Annotated in this window: 19 protein-coding genes and 1 pseudogene; 6 read left to right on the top strand and 14 right to left on the bottom strand. The window is 55.3% G+C overall.

Annotated features, from left to right (window positions below):
• Positions 1 to 437: 437 nt before the first annotated feature.
• Together K5R33_RS01735 and K5R33_RS19205 are read right to left on the bottom strand one after the other, a co-directional pair.
• Entirely contained in the window at positions 438 to 1889 is a 1452-nt protein-coding gene (locus K5R33_RS01735) for a hypothetical protein (RefSeq protein WP_373314135.1), read from the bottom strand.
• Positions 1890 to 2003, bottom strand: a pseudogene (locus K5R33_RS19205) (MerR family transcriptional regulator); the annotation flags it as partial. It abuts the gene before it with no gap.
• A gap of 622 nt (positions 2004 to 2625) precedes the next feature.
• Between K5R33_RS19205 and K5R33_RS01730 the strand changes: the two are divergent.
• The gene (locus K5R33_RS01730; protein ID WP_220747238.1) at positions 2626 to 3201 is read left to right on the top strand and encodes a recombinase family protein; all 576 of its coding nucleotides are present in this window, start codon (positions 2626 to 2628) and stop codon (positions 3199 to 3201) included.
• A gap of 36 nt (positions 3202 to 3237) precedes the next feature.
• On the opposite strand, the gene K5R33_RS01725 is transcribed toward K5R33_RS01730, so the two are convergent.
• Complete coding sequence (locus K5R33_RS01725; protein ID WP_255576091.1) at positions 3238 to 3585, bottom strand: DUF3768 domain-containing protein; 348 nt, start codon at positions 3583 to 3585, stop codon at positions 3238 to 3240.
• A gap of 449 nt (positions 3586 to 4034) precedes the next feature.
• Between K5R33_RS01725 and K5R33_RS01720 the strand changes: the two genes are divergently transcribed.
• The 5 genes from K5R33_RS01720 (at position 4035) to K5R33_RS01700 (ending at position 11344) form a co-directional block, all read left to right on the top strand.
• Entirely contained in the window at positions 4035 to 4370 is a 336-nt protein-coding gene (locus K5R33_RS01720; protein ID WP_220747237.1) for an H-NS histone family protein, read from the top strand.
• Between the two features lie 343 nt (positions 4371 to 4713).
• Complete coding sequence (locus K5R33_RS01715; protein ID WP_220747236.1) at positions 4714 to 4890, top strand: hypothetical protein; 177 nt, start codon at positions 4714 to 4716, stop codon at positions 4888 to 4890.
• Positions 4887 to 7346 carry an AAA family ATPase gene (locus tag K5R33_RS01710; RefSeq protein ID WP_220747235.1) on the top strand — a complete coding sequence of 820 codons (2460 nt, stop codon included), beginning with the start codon at positions 4887 to 4889 and terminating at the stop codon, positions 7344 to 7346. The genes K5R33_RS01715 and K5R33_RS01710 overlap by 4 nt, the downstream gene beginning before the upstream one ends.
• Before the next feature lie 1367 nt (positions 7347 to 8713).
• Complete coding sequence (locus K5R33_RS01705) at positions 8714 to 10570, top strand: hypothetical protein (RefSeq protein ID WP_220747234.1); 1857 nt, start codon at positions 8714 to 8716, stop codon at positions 10568 to 10570.
• Positions 10571 to 10573: 3 nt separating this feature from the next.
• The gene (locus tag K5R33_RS01700; protein WP_220747233.1) at positions 10574 to 11344 is read left to right on the top strand and encodes a hypothetical protein; all 771 of its coding nucleotides are present in this window, start codon (positions 10574 to 10576) and stop codon (positions 11342 to 11344) included.
• A gap of 907 nt (positions 11345 to 12251) precedes the next feature.
• On the opposite strand, the gene K5R33_RS01695 is transcribed toward K5R33_RS01700, so the two are convergent.
• From K5R33_RS01695 to K5R33_RS01645, 11 genes are all read right to left on the bottom strand, one after another.
• Positions 12252 to 12782, bottom strand: coding sequence for a CHC2 zinc finger domain-containing protein (locus K5R33_RS01695; RefSeq protein WP_220747232.1), 531 nt, complete (start codon positions 12780 to 12782; stop codon positions 12252 to 12254).
• Between the two features lie 56 nt (positions 12783 to 12838).
• Positions 12839 to 13831 carry a hypothetical protein gene (locus tag K5R33_RS01690; protein WP_220747231.1) on the bottom strand — a complete coding sequence of 331 codons (993 nt, stop codon included), beginning with the start codon at positions 13829 to 13831 and terminating at the stop codon, positions 12839 to 12841.
• Between the two features lie 55 nt (positions 13832 to 13886).
• Positions 13887 to 15971 (bottom strand): type IV secretory system conjugative DNA transfer family protein, encoded by a 2085-nt coding sequence (locus K5R33_RS01685; RefSeq protein WP_220747230.1) that lies wholly within the window; start codon positions 15969 to 15971, stop codon positions 13887 to 13889.
• Entirely contained in the window at positions 15971 to 16309 is a 339-nt protein-coding gene (locus K5R33_RS01680; protein WP_220747229.1) for a hypothetical protein, read from the bottom strand. The genes K5R33_RS01685 and K5R33_RS01680 overlap by 1 nt, the downstream gene beginning before the upstream one ends.
• 2 nt (positions 16310 to 16311) lie before the next feature.
• Entirely contained in the window at positions 16312 to 17295 is a 984-nt protein-coding gene (locus K5R33_RS01675) for a type IV secretion system DNA-binding domain-containing protein (protein ID WP_220747228.1), read from the bottom strand.
• A 406-nt stretch (positions 17296 to 17701) separates the two neighbouring features.
• Positions 17702 to 18013 carry a type II toxin-antitoxin system RelE/ParE family toxin gene (locus K5R33_RS01670; RefSeq protein ID WP_220747227.1) on the bottom strand — a complete coding sequence of 104 codons (312 nt, stop codon included), beginning with the start codon at positions 18011 to 18013 and terminating at the stop codon, positions 17702 to 17704.
• Positions 18014 to 18031: 18 nt separating this feature from the next.
• Complete coding sequence (locus K5R33_RS01665) at positions 18032 to 18259, bottom strand: hypothetical protein (protein ID WP_220747226.1); 228 nt, start codon at positions 18257 to 18259, stop codon at positions 18032 to 18034.
• A gap of 61 nt (positions 18260 to 18320) precedes the next feature.
• Positions 18321 to 18554: a hypothetical protein gene (locus K5R33_RS01660; protein WP_220747225.1), complete on the bottom strand. Its 234-nt coding sequence runs from the start codon at positions 18552 to 18554 to the stop codon at positions 18321 to 18323.
• Between the two features lie 66 nt (positions 18555 to 18620).
• Positions 18621 to 18824 carry a helix-turn-helix transcriptional regulator gene (locus K5R33_RS01655; protein ID WP_220747224.1) on the bottom strand — a complete coding sequence of 68 codons (204 nt, stop codon included), beginning with the start codon at positions 18822 to 18824 and terminating at the stop codon, positions 18621 to 18623.
• A gap of 646 nt (positions 18825 to 19470) precedes the next feature.
• Positions 19471 to 19821 carry a hypothetical protein gene (locus K5R33_RS01650; protein WP_220747223.1) on the bottom strand — a complete coding sequence of 117 codons (351 nt, stop codon included), beginning with the start codon at positions 19819 to 19821 and terminating at the stop codon, positions 19471 to 19473.
• A 9-nt stretch (positions 19822 to 19830) separates the two neighbouring features.
• Entirely contained in the window at positions 19831 to 20682 is an 852-nt protein-coding gene (locus K5R33_RS01645) for a hypothetical protein (protein WP_220747222.1), read from the bottom strand.
• Between the last annotated feature and the right edge of the window lie 51 nt (positions 20683 to 20733).

The raw sequence follows: 20733 nt of genomic DNA, 5'->3' as shown, positions 1-20733 counted from the left end.
GCAATTGTTCTTTCGGGGCTTTCTTTTGCTTTTTGAAAACATATTATTCTTAAAAGATCTCTTTTCGTGATGCGGCGCTAGCTCAGTCCGTCAATATTCGGTGATTGAATGTCAGAAAGTCAATAGTTCGAGCCGCAGACATTCTACAATCAGAACCAGTGCATCATTTTGCATACAGAAGAGGGCCAGCCTCATTCTTGCATTGCTGCTGTCTCGCTTAACAGATGATCTCATGGCCAACGATATTAAAGAGTAGTACTTAGAGAATAGTAGTTTCTCAAGCAACGTAATGACCATGACCTGCATCGTCGTCAAACCGCTCGGATGTCACGCTGGATGTTTGATAAGCTCTAGAAAAATCCTCTATTTACAAGATTGTATTCCGGTCGGCAATTAAGTTGATGATATTCATCAGTTGTTTTGTGTGTATCATCAGTTTAAGATGCAAACAGAGCGGAAAACCGCTCAACGAGCGGCAGTAGTCTCTCGATTATGATGCGCCCTTCAACCGACACAGACCAGGAGTGCAGGGCTGTACCAGTAGCGGCGAAAGCTGCGATTGAACCAATTAAGGTTAGTGCACGACGGACTATACCTTTTCGCTGAATTGCCCCTTCAGATGCTTTCTCGATAGCGTCTCTCGTGGCTTGGAGAACAATGACAAGTTCTTCCGAAACGCTGGGGCCTCCGACGGAATCAAGTACTTGCTCTGTAAGGTCGCGTGCCTCGTCGATATCGAAGTCTTCGGCCAGATCTAGTTCTGAATCCGTTTCAACACCGGTTGTATTGAAGCAACTAGCAAATTGATCATGCAGATCACAGAGCTTTTGCCAGCCGCCTATGAAGCCGCCGTCCAACGCGTCAGTCGTGTAGGGATCGTTAAGCCCTCCCTTTAGAAAGGCCATAGGACCGTCGAGCAAGATGAGGGCAGGCGTCTCGTAGTTTAGAGGCACGGAGTAGGACGTCAGGCGTGAAAGGAGTTCTTCTGGTAATTGGCGCTTCACTGCTTCTTTCTGAAGCTGTGCTAATTGGCTTCGCAAAGCAGCTAGAACCATTGCTCCATCGCTTCCGATCTCTTCCCTCAAGCTCTCCTTTGCAGTTGCCAGCCCTGCCGAATTGAACCCTAGAATGCCCTCCTCTGCGCATAGAAGCTTTCGTCCTTGCACCTCAAGGGCTTGTTTGACCTTGACGCGGGCTGTTTCTGCTTCCTTCGGTCGCTCAGATTTTTGGCGGGTGTCTGGACTGGTGCTCGTTTCTGTATCGTAGTCGGTCGGCGCTGTAACTTGTGGCCTGGAAATACTCTCAGAACTAAATTCTGCATGGTATGGGTAGTCTTGTCCAAGACGCTTGCTAGCAAATTGTATGGGTGCGAACTTGTTGTTTATGCAAAAATCAAAGGCTTCTTGAAGCGTTTCCTTGGCCACGGCGGCAACAAATACTTCGTTTAATTGCAGATCGCGATGCACAGAGACTTCTATTTCGTCTAGACGATACGGTGTCATGCCATCAAGTTTCTGGAATGCTAGCGATCTTGCATGTGCGATATCATTTGTCGTAGCCGAGAAACGGATTGGCCTGATCTGATTGGCGGGAATTAGTACTGTGACGTTGAGAATGCGGTCTTCCCCGCCGACTGCCTGCAGGCGCGCCGACGCGAGCTGCTTCAAGAAATCGGAGCTATGTAAATCGATCTCGGTAGTGGTGTTCGACTTGTCGTTCACACGTATTAGCCTTACAAGAGGATCATCAAGATCGAGGATGAAACCATCAGCTGTGAGATCCGACAGAGTTTCTGTATCGACTTGTGCTGGTGGTTCCTTCGATCTATCGTGTAGGATTTCCTTAGCTCTTCTAATGGTAAGGCCTTCATCATGAAGAAGTGTTTTCACTTCCCGTAGTAGCGCTACATCTTTAGGTCGGTAGTAATACCGACCCCCTTTACCTTTGACTGACGTTATTTGAGGGAGTCTGGACTGCCAAAACCGTAGTACGTGGCTTGGCACATCCAACAGCTTTGATACTTCAGCGATTGTTTTGAAGGCTTCAGGATCTGAATTACTCTTTGCATTCACAGGTGATACTCTCTTTGAGAACTATGTCGCGAACAATTCAATGTTGCGGATAGGTTCTCCTTGATGTCTGCTTCTAAGGGAATTTATTGAATCTATTTACTCCCCGTCCTACCGGCAGTGAAATCGCCTACTCTTCAGTTGCGCATTTAATCGTCACAGATTTACCGAACACTGTAAGTCTGTTCAGGTCAACATGATGAACGGCGTCAGTAAGTCTCGCTCGAGAAAGAGTTTGCAGCAAGGCGTCTCGTGATGGGGGGAAGTCGCAGGTTTTGACTGGCGTACACAGGTTGAGCGCAAGTGTAGGCCTATCGTCTCCGTTTCAACTAAGTGCGCTGGCGCAGTAGCTGTGAGAGAACATGTTTCTCTTTGAAGGAGGCAGACGTCTTCGCCTCTGCTCTGGAAAATCCCGTAACTTGTGTACGATAGACGATCGTCTAACGGACACTTCCCTACCGCGAAGCTGTCACCTACATTTGTTGGCTCGGAAGTGTCTCGTTAGACTGTTTCTATTTGATTTGCAGTAGACGCCCCTCTAACGTACACTTCCGGTATGAAATCCACCAAAATTGGCTACGCGCGCTGTTCAACAGACAAACAAGATCTGACGGTGCAGCGAGATGCCTTGGTTGCGCTCGGCGTCGAACCGGATCGCATCTACACCGACCACGGCATGACTGGCACCAACCGCAACCGGCCAGGCCTCGACCAGGCGCTGGCCGCTGTGCGTGAGGGTGATACCTTCGTGGTGTCGAAGATGGATCGTCTCGCAAGGTCGATTCCGGATGCTCGCGCCATTGCTGAAGAGCTGATTGGCAAGAAGGTGAACTTGGCACTCGGACAGACGGTTTATGATCCAACCGACCCGATGGGAAAGATGTTCTTCAACATCATGGCCACCTTTGCCGAGTTTGAGGCCGACCTCATCAGACTGCGAACACGCGAAGGTCTGGCCATCGCTCGGGCCAAGGGCAAGCTGCGTGGCAAGAAACCAAAAATGTCGGCCAAGCAGCAGACCGAACTCCTGCGGATGCACGGCACAGGTGAATATACGATTGGTGATCTAGCGGAGGTGTTCGCGGTGTCGCGGGCGACTGTGTATCGGACGTTGAAGCGGGCGACTTCATAAAAAAGGAAGAGGCCCTGCCGACGGCAGGGCCTCAAATCAGTAATCGCTAGCCAACATGATCGTCAGCACTCGGTGCGTGACAGTTGGATTGGTGGGATCTGGCGTGAAGTATTGTTTGTCATTGTCGTACAGATCGAGCTTCCAGAAGCACCGTTCCCCTGACAGCTCAAAGACTCCAAAGTCATGCTGCCCATAGGGATCGTTGTCAGCCGTGAAGTCATCGTACTCTTGCACGATACGCACGACGTCTCGTTGTTCGATGTCGGTGGCCTGCAGATGAGCCACCAGACCCTGTGTCATCACCACCGTGCCTGGGATCATCTGATCACCTGTGCGAAAGCGGTCGTTGTGACTGCGAATGATCGTCGTTTCTTGTTGGGACATGTCCTCTCCCGTGTTCCGACACGCCCGACCATTCGGACGCATCGTAGCACGGGCGAGGACGCCTACTGACCTAGATCTCGACCACGTCTTCGAAGCGGCTCAGCCACCAGATCACGCGTTCCTCGGTCTCGTAGCAGCAGCGTTCAAATGCTCCGCCGGTGAACTCAACCATGACTTCGATGAAGTCCATTCGTGGGTGCCCCGCCAACACGTCGTCATACAGACCGTGAACACCAGCTATCGCATCAGGGATATTCTTATACTCATACTTCCATTGCCCGATGCCAATCACGGAAACACTTTTTACAACGTACTTTTTCATAAATAGAATTAACTAACACAACTCAATATAGTCTAGATCCGCCGATTTGTCAGCTCTACTATAGTAACCTCGGCCACTCCCTAACGACTGGGGTGCTGACCAGAAAACTCAATTTTACAGGTGCATGATGTCCATTATTGATCTCAACATGCTTTCCCTGGCTGAACTGAAAACCCTAGAGAAAGATGTCGCCAAGGCGATCACAGATTTCGAAACGCGTAAACGCCAAGCGGCTCTGACCGCCCTAAACGCAGCAGCGAAAAAGGCCGGATTCACCCTCGCGGAACTGGTAACGGCTGGGAAAGCCGACAAGAAATCCGCTCTCACGCCGAAGTACCGACACCCCGAGAACTCCGAACTCGCGTGGTCCGGCCGGGTTCGTAAGCCAGCTTGGTTCAAAGCAGCGATGGAAGGTGGGACGGCAGAATCGGATCTTCTGATCGGGAGGGAGAGACCTTCTTAAGTGCACATCTACGGTAACAACTGGCTCCTACGTCTTCGTAGGTGACGAAAGGTCTAGCGCTGTACGTGACCGTATCTAGGACCCGCAAGGTTAATTTGCATCGATGGGCGGGAAGCCGACATTCGCTGCGAGTGCTTCGCACGCAAACCGTCTCAGGTGAAGCGGACGTTCGGTAGCCCGGCTGACCTACGAGCCGCCTGACATCAAAGCTCACCAGAATCGACGAAAACCTGTCATTGCATTAGGCTGTTCTGGCGGCATAGCGCTGCGCAAGGTCGGCCGGTTGGGCCACCTCGCTAACCCTCGCGTCAGGAAAGTGCGGCAAGCCTTAGGAGTTGAATTGATGGCGTCACTGCAAGCGGCTGTGGTCGCCAAGTTTATTGAGACACTGGAGGCAGACGAAACCTTTGACACTGCCAAAATCGAAAAGCTAAAGGACTGTCTCCTGGATGAGAAGAAGACGAAGGCAGACGAGCTGGTCGATATCTTCTCATTGCCGGACGGGGGCGAGGTTTTATGATCAAGATTGCCTCAGCGCATATCGAAGAATTTCGGGGAATTCGCAAACTAGACATCAATCTGGATGGCAAAACCTTTGCGGTGTCTGGCCCCAACGGATCCGGCAAGAGCGGGGTGATCGATGCGATTGAATTTGGACTGACCGGGCAGATCGGCCGTCTGACGGGGCGCGGCACTAAGGGGCTGAGCATCGGAGATCATGCACCACATGTGGATCGCACCAATTTCCCGGATGCGGCGTTTGTTGAACTGGAGCTGACATTCCCAACCCTTGGGAAGTCGGCAAAGCTCACACGCAGCGTTTCAGCGCCAAAGAAACCAAAGATCGAACCCAATGATGCCGATATCGTGGAAATCCTGGAGGAAGTGGCAAGCCATCCGGAGATCACGCTCGCCCGACGGGAAATCTTGAAGTTCATTCTTGTTGAGCCCACGGAGCGGTCCAAGGAAATCCAGGCCATTCTGAAGATTGAAGACCTAGGGCAAACTCGCTCGGTCTTGAACACGGCATTTGGCAAGCTCAATCGTGCTGCGACCGCGGCCGAAAGAGATACGAAGAACAAACGTGACACCCTGCTCCAACACCTTAGCGTGTCGTCTCTTTCTGCCTCTGATGTGATGAGCGCTGTGAATCCCAAGCGTCAACTGCTTGGGTTGTCGGCTCTCGAAGAGGTCACGCCGGAGACCAAACTTGACCACGGACTGGCGGAGCCCTCTTCCGAGCAAGCCCTCAACAAGGCCGCAGCACTGATTGAGCTCACGAAGCTCAAAGAGACGGTCGACAGGTTGCCAGCACTGGAAACGCCGGCAGCTGTCGGCCTTCTTGGCCATATAAGAAAACTCGACAACGACCCTCAGCTGCTGATCGCACTGCAGCAACGGGCGTTGGTGTCCCAAGGTCTGAAGCTTGTCGACGGACCTGAATGCCCAATGTGCGACCATGAGTGGCCAGATGAGACACATCTTCTGGCGCATTTGCACGCCAAGCAAGAGAAATCGAAGACAGCAGGAGAAGTCCAGCAAAGTGTCATGGATGACGCCAGTGCTCTGTCGTCAGAGGTCGGAAACCTGAAAGCGCTCCTCCTCGAAGCACATCGCATCGCAAAAGCAGAGAAGGCGACCGAGTTCCAAGCGCAGATCGAGACCTGGGGCAAAGACCTCGCGTCCCTGCAGGAAAAACTGAAGCAGTTTTCTGATGTATTGGCCCAAGAGGATCGGCTTGAAGAGGGATGGCCCGCGTTGCCGACCGGCTTCAATACGGCGCTGTCCGAATTTACCGAAGCTGTTCGGGCCAAACCTGATCAGACGGCGACCGTTGAGGCACAAAGCTTCCTGATCAACGCCGACCAAAGGTTTCGCGACTACCGTGATGCACGGAAGGTTGAGGCCGAAGCCCAAAAAGCGCGCGATGCCAGCAAAGTGGCATATGAGGCTTGGTGCAGCGCGATGGAAACGGAGCTCGACGCACTTTATGATGCTGTAGAAGACGATTTCAGCAAGTTCTACCGGGCCCTTAACGACGGTGACGAACAGAAATTTGTCGCTCGGCTGAAGGCGACAGAAGGGCGCCTGGATTTCGACGTCAATTTCTACGAGCGTGGGCTGTTCCCACCCGGGGCGTTTCATAGTGAAGGCCATCAAGATGGCATGGGTGTGTGTCTGTACCTCGCTCTTATGAAACGGCTTCTTGGGGATGGGTTCACGGTCGCGCTGCTCGATGATGTCGTCATGTCCGTTGATGCAGATCATCGATATCAATTCTGCAAACTGTTGATGTCAGAGTTCCCCGACACTCAGTTCGTGATCGCCACCCATGACAAGGTTTGGGCGGAGCAGATGCGCTCGGCGAAACTGGTTACCAGAAACACGTCCATCGCATTTGACAGCTGGTCGGTAGACACCGGCCCTTTGGTCGAGTTCAACCCTGATGTATGGGCGGGTATCGAAGCTGAGCTTGCGAAAGGCAAAGTCGAGGTAGCAGCACCGATCTTGCGCCGTCACATGGAATTTGTCTCACGGCTGCTGGCGGACCAATTGGCTGCGCCCACGATTTTCAGAGTCGATAACAGCTATGACATGGGAAGTTTGCTCCCGAGTGCCATGGCTCGCTTGAAAGACCTGCTTGGGAAGGCAGCTGATGCGGGACAATCCTGGGGCAACGAGACCCAGAAGGCGGATGCACTGGCGCGAAAACGGAAGCTGAAGGAGGCCAGTACCCACAAGGGCGAAGAAGACTGGGCGATCAATCGTGCTGTCCACTTCAACGAGTGGGCTAATTTCGGCGCAAAGGATTTTGAGCCGGTAGTGAAAGCCTTTCGCGATCTCCTTAATTGCGCGAAATGCCCGGATTGCGACGCATGGCTCTATGTTACGCCTCGCAACGGTCCAGCCGAGGCGCTGCGCTGCCCATGTTCAGCGACGAATCTCAACCTAAAACGCAAGTCAGCTCAGAAATGAAAGGTTCATTTCCAAGGCCGAGGTAGGAACGTCGCAGCTGCTATGAGAGCTCTCCGGGCTTGTGTCGCTTTCCAGCAGTTCACCGGTCCTCGCAAAAACGGGATAGTTCTACGCCAGAAGGTGGGCTGCCTTCAGAGGGGCTATCCAGGAACTTTTGCAATCATGCAGATTTTCTGTCTCGGTTGAAAAGAGACATCTGCCACAATCCGTCAATGCCCGCTTCCGAGAAGCCGAGATGCAACTTTGAAGAGCGCGCTTAGCGTCCGGTATGGGCCGTCAACACCGATAGGACATCATCAGACCTACCAGACCAATACTTCTACGTGACCGATGAAGTGGTAATGAGAAAGTGTTGGGATTTCATACAGAAATCTACGATCGGAGTGCCCAGATGCAGAGAACGCTTAAGAGTATCTGGAAGCACGTCCATCCGCTGCCGTGTGATTGTCTATTCAAACACTCTGCAGGCTGCTAAGGTTCTCGAAGAGCTTAAAATGGAGAGTACTTTGTCAGATCTTCCCGTCGCGAATGCCCGAGTAACTTTTCGAAAAGATCGTCAAGTTGTGACATTTTCTTTGGATCAAGCCACACTTTATGCGCCGCCGCCAAAAGGTACAACTACGTATGTGGACTTCACTGACCCAGACACGGGCAGCACAACTAGACTAGAAGGCACTGTGGATGAAGTCATAGTTGGCTATCAGATTGCTCAATCTGTGCGTGCTCTTATTGAGGTGACTTTGGTTTGATGCCAAAATTAGGAAGCCTCGATGGCCGCAGATCGGGCGTCAGGACCAATGACTCTGGTGGTTTGGTTCTAGCATTACTTGAGGCTTGATTGGGTTTTGTGTGGGGCAACGCTACAGAAAACGCAGAACGATAGCTGAGACTTACTGTGCCCTGAACGAGCATTTGCGTTTGGCGAAAATCTAAGGTCTGCTTTAGGTCGGCTGCGTCGCAGCATTGGCCTGCACTTTGAATGGCTGCTAAGGGCCGGGAGTCACGTCCACTGTCCAAAGACCGGATGCCTGTTATGCGGACAAAGCCTTCCAATGTCAGATGGCCGCTTCGACGTCGCTTAGCTTGGAGTATATGAAGCAAACTGCTGCAAAGACGGTGGTTTCAGGGTGACCTGCCGGTGGGCAAACTGAAACCACCTGCTGTCAATCAGGCGTTTCGCGCGGACGGGCAGAAGAAACCCGATAGCGCTCGTTCAAGCTTTGCTCACTATGTGATTCATGAACACCCCGGCTGGAAAGCTGTATTATGCGGGTGAGCACGATCAGATGGTTAAGAAAGATCACGACATCGACTGTGGGCTGGTGCACCGGTTGTGATGAGCAACAATTCGAAGTGAAAGGTATTCCTTGACCAGAGTTTCGCGTACTGCGACGCTGCCGAACAAGATGCACAATCTGGTAACGGTGTGCTTTTTTTTGGTGGGGGGCGAAATGAGAGGGTTTCTTTCTTTAGCGATTTTTTCGTCGTTATTCTGCAGCATGGTTTTTCCAGTTCTTGCTCAAGGCCTTCGCGTTGATTTGGATGGTGGAGTCCTCGATCTCGGGCAAGGTTTTGATACAGCGATCAACGAACCGAGAGGATTTTGCGTCGATTCAACAAGTTCGTTATCCGAACTGATGAAGGATGGCCCGGCTTCTACCGATTCCTCCCAAATCGATCCGGCACAAAGGGTAACCTATTCTCTCAGATTGCTAGATACAGAAGAATTTCTAAGAGAGTTCGAATCTCTCTCTGTGTCCGCTTCTGGTTCTTACGCTAGTTTCAGCGCATCGGGTTCTTACAGTACAGAGAGAGAATTCGAGCGTACTGAACACAACCTTTTTGTCGTGCTAACAGTTGATGTGAGCATACAGATCATTGGTGGGGATATTCATTCAATACCAGAAGCGCTTGTAGGAGACACTGATACCGGTGGTACGAATCTCAATTCTCGCCGATGCGGCGATGCTTTTGTTGCTGCCGTAGGTTTGGGCGGGCGGCTCGATCTAATCGCTAGAATCAACACATTGTCTCAGACGGAACGTGAAAGCCTTCGGGCATCATTGAGTGGTGGTGGAAACTTTGGCGCTGTCGGTGTGGAGGCATCGGCGAGCTTCACAAGAATTGTGGAAACTGCGCTACAACGGCGCGATGCAAACATCGAGATTCAAACTGCTGGACCGTGGTTCGGCGACGACGCATTCAACCTAGACTTAACTCCTGATTTTGACATTTCACGAATACAGGATTTGCAGCGCCTTGTGAACGCTGCCATGAGTTTTCCGGATGCGGTCGCCGACAGGCCATGGCCATATGTCGGCTATTTGCTCAACTATGAGACCATAGGATACAACGCACCAAATCCGGTTCTTCAAAGCTTAAATCGTAATAGGTTTCGGGAACTGGAGTTAGCGCTTGATCGGTATGCCCTAGCCATAGACCGAATAACGGCAGCAAGAGAGAACCCGGACATCTTTGAAGCTATCGACAATGATGGTGCGGTATTATCAGTAACCGACTTAGATGTAGTCTTTCGGAGAGAGTTGGAACGCCTCTTCGCTTCCCGGGAGGAAATTCGAAAGGCGACAGAGGAGTGTTATCAAATCCTTCTTGATGGCACAGCTTCATGCCCGAGTATTGCAACCATATCGGCTGACTCTTTCCCCGTAGACGCTGTTCCGAACTTCTCTTTCGGGAGCTTAAAGCTGATAATCGAGTCTAGGGAAGCAGAACTCTGCGATGAAGAGTCCTCCTTTGTTTTTCTTAGATTAGTTCCGGTTGATGGTGGTTGCGTCGATCCAGAGACTTCGTTGGTTTGGAGTAACCCAAGATTTCTTGTTGAGGCAGATATTGGAGAGTATTTTTGCGATCAACGTTCCACTGGGTCAGGGCGAACATGGAGATTACCCACGGAGTTGGAGCTTCGCTTTCTTGCTTCAGGTACAGAGCTTGCGAGGCTCGCAAGGGTTCGATCAGACTCCGCAGTTAACCGCTTGTTGGCGGGCGGCGATGAAGTTGACAGCCCCGCTGACGCCGAGTCGGAAGTTTGGGTCTGGGCCAGAGAGACTGCTGACGGGGAAGTTACGCGGATAGTAAATCTAGCTAGCCGCGTGTCCACAGGAGCTGATCCAGACACTGGTCTATACACGGCGATCTGCGTCGCTAGTTTGACTGAGATTTCAGATGCGGCAGTGAACGACGCCGACGCCGCAGATGGAGATTGATTCATGAGAAGTTATGCAAGTGCTCTGGTTTGGATTGCAGTAGTGAATGTTGGAACCGCCATCGGTGCGGAAGAGATCACCACAGAACCCCTTTATCTAAGCGGTGCTGGGGAGGTTTGTGGATCGGAACCGCGTTCATGCCGCCACGGTGCTTGCGGACGTGACGGCGGTATTGCAGCTGCAACAGTATCTTGCGCAATTCCAACCCCGGCCTCGGAAGATGCTTGTACGTCCACTTCACCGGTTGCCGCCATTCGGAGAAAATTGAGCGAGGTATCGATTGCGCCGTCTGATAACTTCAGGGAGGTTTTCATTTCATCCCCTGGCGGTCGCTGTGCATGGAGAAGAGAGGAGGTCTTTCCCACGATTATGGGACTTCCGGATCAAGATGGCTTTAATTGCGTAGGAAATTTTTCGGATTCTGGATGCGACGGCGGCTTGCAGGTGGCACAGGAACCCACAATTTATACATACTGCGAAGTAAGTTTTGGGGTCTACTCAGCATGTCCTAGCGCACAAGCTTGTGGGTCTGACTTCTTGAACTGCAACAGTATCGTTTTTGGATTAAACCGGGATGCGATGCTTGAGCTGAGCCCCAGTGTTCCCAATGAGAGAATACTTCGAAATCTATTGGGGGCGATTTCATCGAATTTTTCTACGGGCTTGCTGACAGCGTCAGAAGCACACGAACTTTCAGGGGATGCGGAGGCCGCATTTTTGGATGTTGATGCTCTCTCTAGCCTTCTCCGTGTAGAGCAAAACCGCGAACAATGATTCGTTTAGGGTTTTTGTAATGAAGATATTGCGTACAGTGTTTTAGGCGATTGCTTTATCGGTCGTTTTTGGCACACCTGACATAAGCGCCAACTTCGTTGAAGAGTGTTGTGCCGCAGAGGTTTGGCAAAACCTCTTTTAGTTCTGTCAGGTTTTTGGCATGCGTTTGGAGCCATCGTGTTGCACCACTCATGCAATTGCACCACAAAGGTGGCGGTAGGGAAATCAATGGCACAGTCGACATAGAAATCGGGTTCACAAAGGGTGAAGCGGTCCTTCGCCGCAGCGCATCCGACTTACTTACTGGGCTCAGAGCTGTACTTCGCTGCTTGTTATGCAAGTGGCCGCTTTGAGAGGCTGCACTGCAGCAATCGCGTTGTCGAGAGAACGGGAACTATGGGCCGTAAAGCGGCAAGGACCCCACTTGTTGTGGGATCCAGCTTGACAGTCACTTGCGGGCAAGATGGTCAGAGCGTGCCGCGTATGGGTCATACCCTCTCCCCTGCTGTGACGCGTCCGACCATTCGGGCGCGTCGTGGCGGGGGCGAGGGTGTTGGGGTGGCGCTTAGCGCGCGCCCCAACCCTTTTTCCAAGGGGGCGGCGATTTTTTCGGGCTCGCATGGAGATCAACGCCGGTGAGGTCTTTGACGCCGTAGAGACCGACCAAGAGGAGTTCTTTGCCGACGCCGGTGAGGACGTCTTTGCAATCGGCTTTGAGCTGTCGCTGACCGCGTTTCGCATGTCTTTTGGGCACCGTTTTTCCCTTCGATTGAGATGGTTGGAGTGCCGCGCGCTGCATAGGCAGGCTACCACGGGCCGCTCACTCCAGCCAGAAAACCATACCGCCCATGTCGCCCACTCCGACCGGCCAAGAAAAAGATGGCCGTCTCCGGCCATCTCAAGTGCTCTAGATCTCCCACCGGGGCGGGAGCGTGGCTTCGGTGATTCCGATGTATCCGGCCAGTGCCCCGTCTTCTGTGCGGATCGGGACGGCCACAGTCCCGCGCAGGATGCCGCGAGGGGCGTAGCCGATGCCAAGGGCGCTCGCGTCCTCTGGCTCAATCCCCAAGGCCAGCACCGCTTGGTGGTCAGGCTCGAGATAGTCGAGGGGACGGAAGCCACGTTCCGTCCCCTCCGGCGAAGACCGATTGGCCTTCTCCAGTGGAACGGTTCCCGACAGGAAGTGTGCCGCGTCTTTCGTCGAGCATCCGTTCACCAGGGCGACGAGTTCGATGACATCTCCGCCTTTCTGTAAGCCGAAGCTGTACCAGAGGCCCTTGCTGGGCGTGATGGCTAAAGCCCTCGGCCCGCCCTCACCGGACGGACAGGGGCCACGCAGGCTTGCGCCCGCTTTCTTCAGGTCGAGACCAAGGCGCTTGGCGACGGTCTCGATTGGATTGGCGGCTTTGACCGCATCGAAGTCGATGAATGTGGACACCACGGCCCCTCCTTTTGGAACTTCCGCAGGTCATTTTATCACAGGGTGTTAGGCGCTTAGCCTGTGCGCAAGGTGGAGGCGTCGATCCGTTCGGGCGGCAACCCAACCCGCAGCCATGGCGCGTTGAAGACGCCGGGCAAAACGGGCACGTCCGCGCCCTGGACGATTGGAAGCCAATGGCCGAGGAAGAGGTGGCTTTCGGGGACGATGCTGCGCGCGATGCGGAACTTGTTCTCGATCTGGGTGGGCGTGGGGGCGACGACCAGCACACGCATGTTGCCGATATCGAGATTGGCGTAGACCCGACGCCAATCCACGTCACGGTAGTGCTTGAGCGTCTTCCGGGTGGAGGTCTGACGCGACCTGGGATTGTCGTCCTCCTTGCGGCTGTTGGGCTTGTTGTGCTCGGCCTCGATGGCGAAGAAGGCCCGCTTCCCTGTCGGATACTCGAACCCGATAACGCCGTCCGGCCGAACTAAGAAGGGCCGCTCCTCGCCGGTCTCTCGATCCCTGTAGGTGGTTTTGCGGGGGAAGAGGAATGGCACACGTCCCTTGGCCTGGAGGGCGATTTCCTCGGCCGAGATAGGCCGCACGCCGCTTTGCTGCGCGCCCGCGACAAGGTTCGAGATCAAATCGATGATCATCATCGAGTGATCCCATTCGATGGTCAGCAGGAAGCCCAGCTCGCCGTCCGTCGGGACAAACCGCAACGGCAGATCCCGTCCCGCCAGGGCCTCTCTCCCCTTCTTCGCAAGGGTGTAGGTGTCGTGTTGGTAGAGCGCGTTGAACCGGCGCAGCTCTTCCACCTTGTCGATGAGGCCGTGGTCGAAGAGGTTCCGCAGTGAATGCAGCAACCCGCGCTCGTGGCGCTGCGGCAGATGCATACCGATGTGGTGCGAGCGCAGCGCCTTGAACTGATGGAGCAGCTCCAGGATTTGATAGCCGCCCTCCCGCAGTTGCAGTGCCGATTTGGGCCGTACGCGTTTGAACCGTGGCTTCCGCATACCGTCGTTGTGGCGCGGCCGGGTGGCCTCGTCAAAGGTCAGCATGGGATGCGTCGGTTAGCGATGGGGCGTGTAATCACCTATGAAGTATAGCAATTTTCTAGTCGAGGTTTTGTGGCGCATCGGGATCGACGTCATCGGTGGGCGGATCGCGACGTGATGGCTTGGGCTTCGGCTCGGAGGGTGCATCGTCGTCCCACCCATCATTGTAGTAACTCGCGAAGTCTTCTTCGGACGGCGGCGGTGCCTCCCCATCTTCGGCCGTCTCGACCTCGTCCCCACGCTCGTCAGGCTCCTCCGAGGCTTCAGGATCATAGTGATGGCCCATCACCATCATCTCCTTAAGCGTGTCGATGTCATCTGGCTCGGCAGAGATCCGATCCTCCAGCACCTGGGGTGTCACCCGATAAACGCCCGGCTCCTGTCCCTTGAACCAGGCCCAGAAGGAGAGCGCCGGTTGGCCAGTGATCGTCTCGGCATCCGTCCGCATCTCCTTGGCGAGCTTCGTCGCATCGGCGTTGCTGATCCCACCGGCGAACTTGATGGACGTCAGGGATCGCATCATGTCCGTCAGATCTTCCCCGATCTGCCCTAGCCGGTGGAACGCGCAGATCATGCAAAGGCCCCGTTTGCGGCCCTGCTCGAACAGGCGATGGATGATCGGATCGCCGCTCAGGTATTCCTGCGCCTCGTCGATATAGAAATAGACGCGCTTCGGCGTCTCCGGCCGGGCCAGCACCTCCATCGCGATCTGGGCGATGCAATAGCGGCCGAAGAGGCTCGCGCCTTCCAGGCCCAAGGTCTGCTGCGCCGTGTTGATCAGGATGATCTTGTCGTCTCGGATCGCCTGGGGGATGTCCACGCGGTTCTCCGGCGAGTTGAACATCCGCCGGATGGTCGCGCTTTCGAGCAAGGTATAGAGCCGCTGCGCCACCTCCTGCCGTGTCTGGCGGTAGCCCTGGCTCGCGCCCTTGGCTTTGGGGTTGTCGAGATTGCCCCGGACGAAGGATTGTTCGGTCTCCTCCAGGTGCGCGACGTAGTCACCATAGGGCTCAAACCCGTTCTCTAGGATGTCCAACGCAGTGTCGAAGTTGGCGTCGGGAATGACGAAGAGGAAGCGCGATAGAAAGCGGTAGAGCGTCTGCTGCTTGGTCGTGAACTTCGTCTCGCGCGACGCGAACATGTGTTCATAGAGCGCCGTTGCCATGCGCACGCGGGGCTCGTCCTCCGGCCGAGTTGTCGATCCGATGGCAAAGGCGCTCAGCGCCAGGGGCTTTCGAATGTTGCCCGCATCCAAGTACATCGCCCGATCCCAGGACACGACGTGGAGCAATCGCTCCAACATCCCCTCCTGACTGTCGATGACCACGACGCAGGCGTTCTCGTCCTCCAGATCGCGCAGGATCATCTCTTGCAGGCACTGCGTCTTGCCGTGCCCCGTCCCGCCGATGATCATGTGGTGCTGGTTGCGCAAATGATCCGGGATCGCGACTGGTGGCTCCTCGAAGACCATCTCCCCCATCAGCTCCAATGGCGTGCCGCGCAGATAGTCCCGCACAATGTGGTCGCCCTTGTAGTCCTGCGGCGCGACGCCTTTCTGTTGGCTGTAGTGTTCGTCCAACTTCTTGCGCGTCACCGGCAGGATTGGTCGTCCGTCGTCCAGCACCTCGACGGCGGTGTAGATGACGGTCGCGACCGTCTCGTTCGTGATCGGCCGGTTGCAGAGTTCGGCCAGGTTGCAGATGTGCTCCAACCGCGCGCGGTAATCGTCCGGCGACACCTGGTTCAGGAAGTCCCGATAGCGGCCGCCCTCGATGGTATCGCAGAGTTCCGGGGGCTCTGGCGGGTAATCGTCCAGGTTTTCGAAGGTGACCAAGCGAGTCGCGATTTCGAACTGCACATGGGAGTTCGGATCATCATCATCCGGGTAGCCGATCCGCCCGCCGATAAAATCCGGGATGTCGATGGCGGTGAACTTACCCTTCACCGACCGATAAAGCTGCATCGTCCGATCTTTCGCCTGCCGCTCCCGCGCCGCAGGCGATTTCACTTGGGTCCAATAGATCGCGTAGCCAATCGCACCTGGGACAGCAGCAATAGCAATAGCGGAGCTTGCTGCAACAACCGCGAATACGATGCAGACGAATATGAACGCGGCGAAGACTAAGCCGAGCGCATCATCCATCAGAGATCGAATTCACCTGTTTCGTCGGCCATAGTTTCCTCGATAAGTGCCTTGATTTTTGCTGCAGCCGCTTTCATTTCGCCTGCCATCTGGTTGGCGTGCCATTTGTTGGTGCTTGTGACCATCGTCTTCGTGGAAATTAAACGGTCAACGTTCAAGTCTTGCTCGCTCTCAATGCTAACGGTTGGCAAGGAGACGATATCAAACTTACCAAGGTTACACTCCGAGACGATGGCCTTCTCTTCTTCCGTAGCGGTGATCGTCATAGAGGTTTGCCATTCGATCTTTCCGCCCAGCAGCCCTGCCTTGCGCTTTTCTTGTGTGATTGAAACTCTCAACTCTAATTCTCCAGTGGAAATGTCCGGCCGTCTGGACTGTATCTGTCAAACGGTATGGTGCGGTAACGGTGCATGCCCAATTGATCCAAGGAGACCTTAGAGTCGTTGGGCGGCAAGTCACAAGATAAAATGTTGGCGTCTTTTGAGGATACACGGAAGATGTATCGCTCAGCGGGATTACCAAGAATTGCGGCCAGCAGTTTCGGATTGAGTTGATCGAGGTATTGATGTGCAAGACATAGTCTAAATCGGCCGCGTGTCGCCATCTCCAGGAGAATGCCATTTGCAAAGAGATCGCAGTCATCGACGTAGACAGCGAAGTCGTTTTCCGCCAAGACGTTGATGTAGGCCAGCATAAGCGAACCGATGAAGGCAACGGCTTCCTGGCCAAACTCTCGCACAGGCAGCCGCACAACCAATCGCTGTTTCGAGATGTCTGCCAGGGAGAACTTGCCGCCGCGCGTTTGGAAAAGCGCGCTGATCCGATCATCGAGCAGCAGGGTCGCGAACATGCTATACGTGCTTGCGATGTGAGACGTTCGCTCGCGGGCTGACATGGCTTCGAAGTACGCCCAATAGCGTCGCGTGCCGTGATCGGCCACGTTCATCTGGGCTCGGACGGTTGCGTCTAGCAGGAAGTCTGGAACCTGCGTCAGCTTCCATCGCGCATCGATGAACGCGGACGCGAGGAACCGGCAGTTGAGGCCGAGGTTGACGATCCAGAGCGGCCGATCCTGGCCCGAATGGCCGAGTAGATCGACGATGGTGTTCGCGAAGAGGTTCGGCGCGAGGTTGCGGTCGACCGGCTCTGCGAAGGGCGACCACCGGGTCGATCCTGGATCGAGGAGGAGGTCGTGCTCGATCAGCGGCGTCAACTGTCCGGAAGTGTCGAACACGCAAAAGCCGCGAGCCGCGTCCTGCTCGATCATCTTTCGAAGAAGCGATGTCTTCCCCGCGCCGTGTTGTCCGATGATGTGACGCACCATAACGGGAGGTTGCTAGATCGCGGAACCCTGTGCGGTGACCAGCCCGCGACCGCTAGCCCTCTCCCGTTAAAGGACATCCGGTCTCCATCCTATCAGGTTCGGCCTGATGAAAAGATGAAGGGATCGTGGGGGCTGTAGCCGTCTGCCTCCGGCGGAAGTGTCCCCGCTCAACTGTGTCGTCTGGCGCGAAGACGCCATGACCCAATGCGCTTCATCCGTAAGGACTTCGGGGGTGATAGCCCTGAAGGGCATTGGGTCATGGCGTTAGCCTGACGACCAGTTGATGCGGAATGGTGTTGTTTGGGGCCGTATGGTCAGCCTCCGACCATGCGTCAGATCGTGGAAACAGGACGAACGATAGATTCCACGTACGATTCCATAGAGTTTTGCACGCTCGGGGCGCCGCTTACACCTCGTCCCAGCCCGGCAACGTACGGTCGTCTTTCATCTTGTCCGTAAGGCCAGGACGCAAGGCGGTGATCAAGTAGACCGCATCGTCCAAGATGGCGATGCGGAGCGTGTAACCACCAAAGCCAGGTACAGGCAGCGCGCGGATGACCTCCGGGAGGCTGTCGCTCGCGCGGTGCGGGACGAAGCCGTCCGGCAGCCCGAAGAACGTATCGAGCGCGGTGCTGTAGTAGCGTGCGGCGGCTTCGGGATTATCGGCGTTGATGTAGTCGAAGATTGCGGCCAAAGCCTCGTCGGCCGCAGGTGTCACCCGTTTCGGCTTCATAGGCTAGGCGGTGCGGGCGGCCTCGATCCGTGCGTTCATCCGTGCGCGGGCTTCGTCCTCGTCATAGCCTTGCCCCGCGAGGGCCTGCTGCAAGCCCTCCAGCGTCGACGCGTCGTCAGGCGCGACCGGCTGGTTCGCCAGCGCGCGCTCGACATAGAAGGCCACCACCTGCTGCCGTGCCGGTGATAGCTCCTGCGCCTCTGCGATGGCCTGTTCGAGTGTTTTGCTCATGTCCGAATGGTACCACGGATCGCCGATCTTTCAACGTCGCGGCCCGTTCCTGCCGTTCGTCTCAATCCTTGGCGATCCGTGCTTCGGCCTTGGCGCGGAACTCGTCGATGGGGATGCCCTCGCCGCGTTCGGCTTCTGCTAGGCCTTGGCGCAGCCGTTCTTCAACAATCGTGCGTTGCTCTGGCGTCATGGCGGACGGGCTCGACAGCCGAAACAACAGTTCCTCTGCGATCAGCTCCTGCTCGTCGGGCGGCAGGGCGCGCAGCGCTTCGATGGCCTGTTCCAGCTTTGTCATACCGTCAGGATATCAGCATCCACACCACAACCAAAATGGGGGACGAGTTACCCCGTCCCCCGTGCCTCACGAGGAGGCATCGCGCTTAGCTATCTGCGCAGCAACCCAGTCGCTGATCTCCGCCTCGACCCAGAACACCCGGAACCCGATCTGCACCCGCTTTGGAAACTCCAAATGCGCATATGCCGTCTCGGTCTCCATGCGATCTATGTGAGACAAGCTCAATCCAACGATATCCCGAACTTGCTTCTTGCTCAGTAGTCTAGTCATCACGATTACTCCTGAAAGGAGGCAATCGCGATCACCTCGGTTGCGACACCTAGGCGTGGAAACTGTCGCGGGCTTAGGCGCCCCGGTCAAGCGCGCTTCCCTATCGGATCACCGGCAGACGGAATTGCTCGGTATAGCGCAGGATCGCTTCGGCGATTTCGGCTTGGTGCTCGGGCGAAAGCTCTTGGGCGGTTTCGACGGCAATTTTCAACGTGGTCATATGCCGGAATTGTACCAGACCAGAGGATCGGCGCCACTCGCGCGGAAGGGCTCACGCTCAGAGGCCATAGAAGCCGCGCTGCGGGCTCAAATAAGGGAAAGCGCCCCATTCACCGTTTTCGCGTTTTAAACGCGCTCACGTGGATTGTGTGGAGCCTGGTGGCCTGTTTGGTGGAGGGTTCGGTCTTTCCAACCCCCCCGTTCGTGACGACCTTTTCTTTTTTGAAAACCGTTATCCCTAGTATGTTTATATAACTATATATTTATTGGGGTTCAGGTTGACCCTCTCAGGGGGTCAACCTGAACCGCTCAGAGGGTCAAATTGAGCTGAGGCCGCAGGTCATTTTGACCCCCTCTCCCCTGGGTAATCCAAAGAAAAACCGGTGGGGTTCATTTTGACCCCCACCGGTTCACACCCCACTGGCCGCTATCGGAGACCCGTCTTTTCGCGATAAAACTCGACCGCCTCGTACCACTTTACCGTCGCCCGCAGTTGATCCGCTCCGTTGCGCTCCAGAAGCTCTTTCTCGATCAGCGTCGCGATGTGTCGCTTCGTCGTGCTCAAACTGATCCCGATGTAGGCGCCGAGGTTCTCGCGGCTTTCCAAGCACCACTCGTAGCCCGGCCGATTGGACAGCTTGCTGATGCCGTCACAGAGCACGTACTCAGTCACCTTCAGTCCCAACTCAATCCGCACGGGATGGTAGATCGTGCAGTACCGCGCCTTCAGCGTGATCTTACTTCCGTTCTCGTTGAGAATGTCTCCGATGGATTTCATGTCTTGGAATTATACCGCACCCGCGTCGTGCTCGGGCTGTGAGTAACGCACAGGCGTCCCGTCGCTCTTCCCCACCGGCCTTTCCAGCCGCCCGCCGATGGCAATCGTCTCCAACGTCCCGAGCATCTGGTTCGCGATCTTCACGACGTCGCCACGCTGACCTCGGGCGGACACGATCTCCTCACGCAGGAAAGTAATCTCTTCCCCGCGCACCTTGAGTTGTTCGCGGAGTTCTTTCACCTCCGTCTTGAGGCGGGCCGTCTCGTCCGATCCGACCTGGGACACCTCCAACTTGTGCGCACCGGTGTGAACCGGTTCGATCTTTTCCGCTGATGGTTCGATGAGAACCGATGGGGTTTTCTGGTCCCGCTTGGCTCCGAACACGTTCGAACCTGGTCGCACAGGTTCGGCCAAGTTCGAAGGGATATTGGCGCCTTCGTTCGGCGGAACCTCGGCCGTGACGTTCGCACCGGTTTGCGCCGGTTCGCGCCCGGCATCGCGCTCACGGGACAATTCTTCCGCAACCTTGCGGGCTAGGGACTCGGCTTCGATCTTCCACCGGTAACGGCCCCAAAGCGTGTCCTCGCGTTGCGCTAGAACCTCACCATCCGGCAGGTGAAAGGAGCGCTCCGCCCATTTCCTGACCGTCTTCGCCGTCCGCGACAGCCCCTGATCCGCACAGTAGCTGACCGCTTCCTCGACCGTTAGCCAGTGTTGCTCGGGTGTCTGGGGAAGAGGCTGTTCGGACGGGTTCGCACCCGGTTCGTCATTGGTTTGTAAGGCCGGTTCGACCGATGCGCTCGTCTGGTTCGTCGCGTGAACCGGAACGTTGCGGCGCGGCCCGAGGAAGTGATCGTTCATATAACGGTAGTCTACCACGCGATGCGGATCGCGGGATGGCCGGGCACGAAA

The sequence above is a fragment of the Jannaschia pagri genome (genome assembly GCF_019655435.1).
Taxonomy (GTDB): domain Bacteria; phylum Pseudomonadota; class Alphaproteobacteria; order Rhodobacterales; family Rhodobacteraceae; genus Jannaschia; species Jannaschia pagri.
The sequence above is the reverse complement of the archived record's forward strand: the minus strand, read 5'-3'. Positions and strand labels throughout refer to the sequence as shown.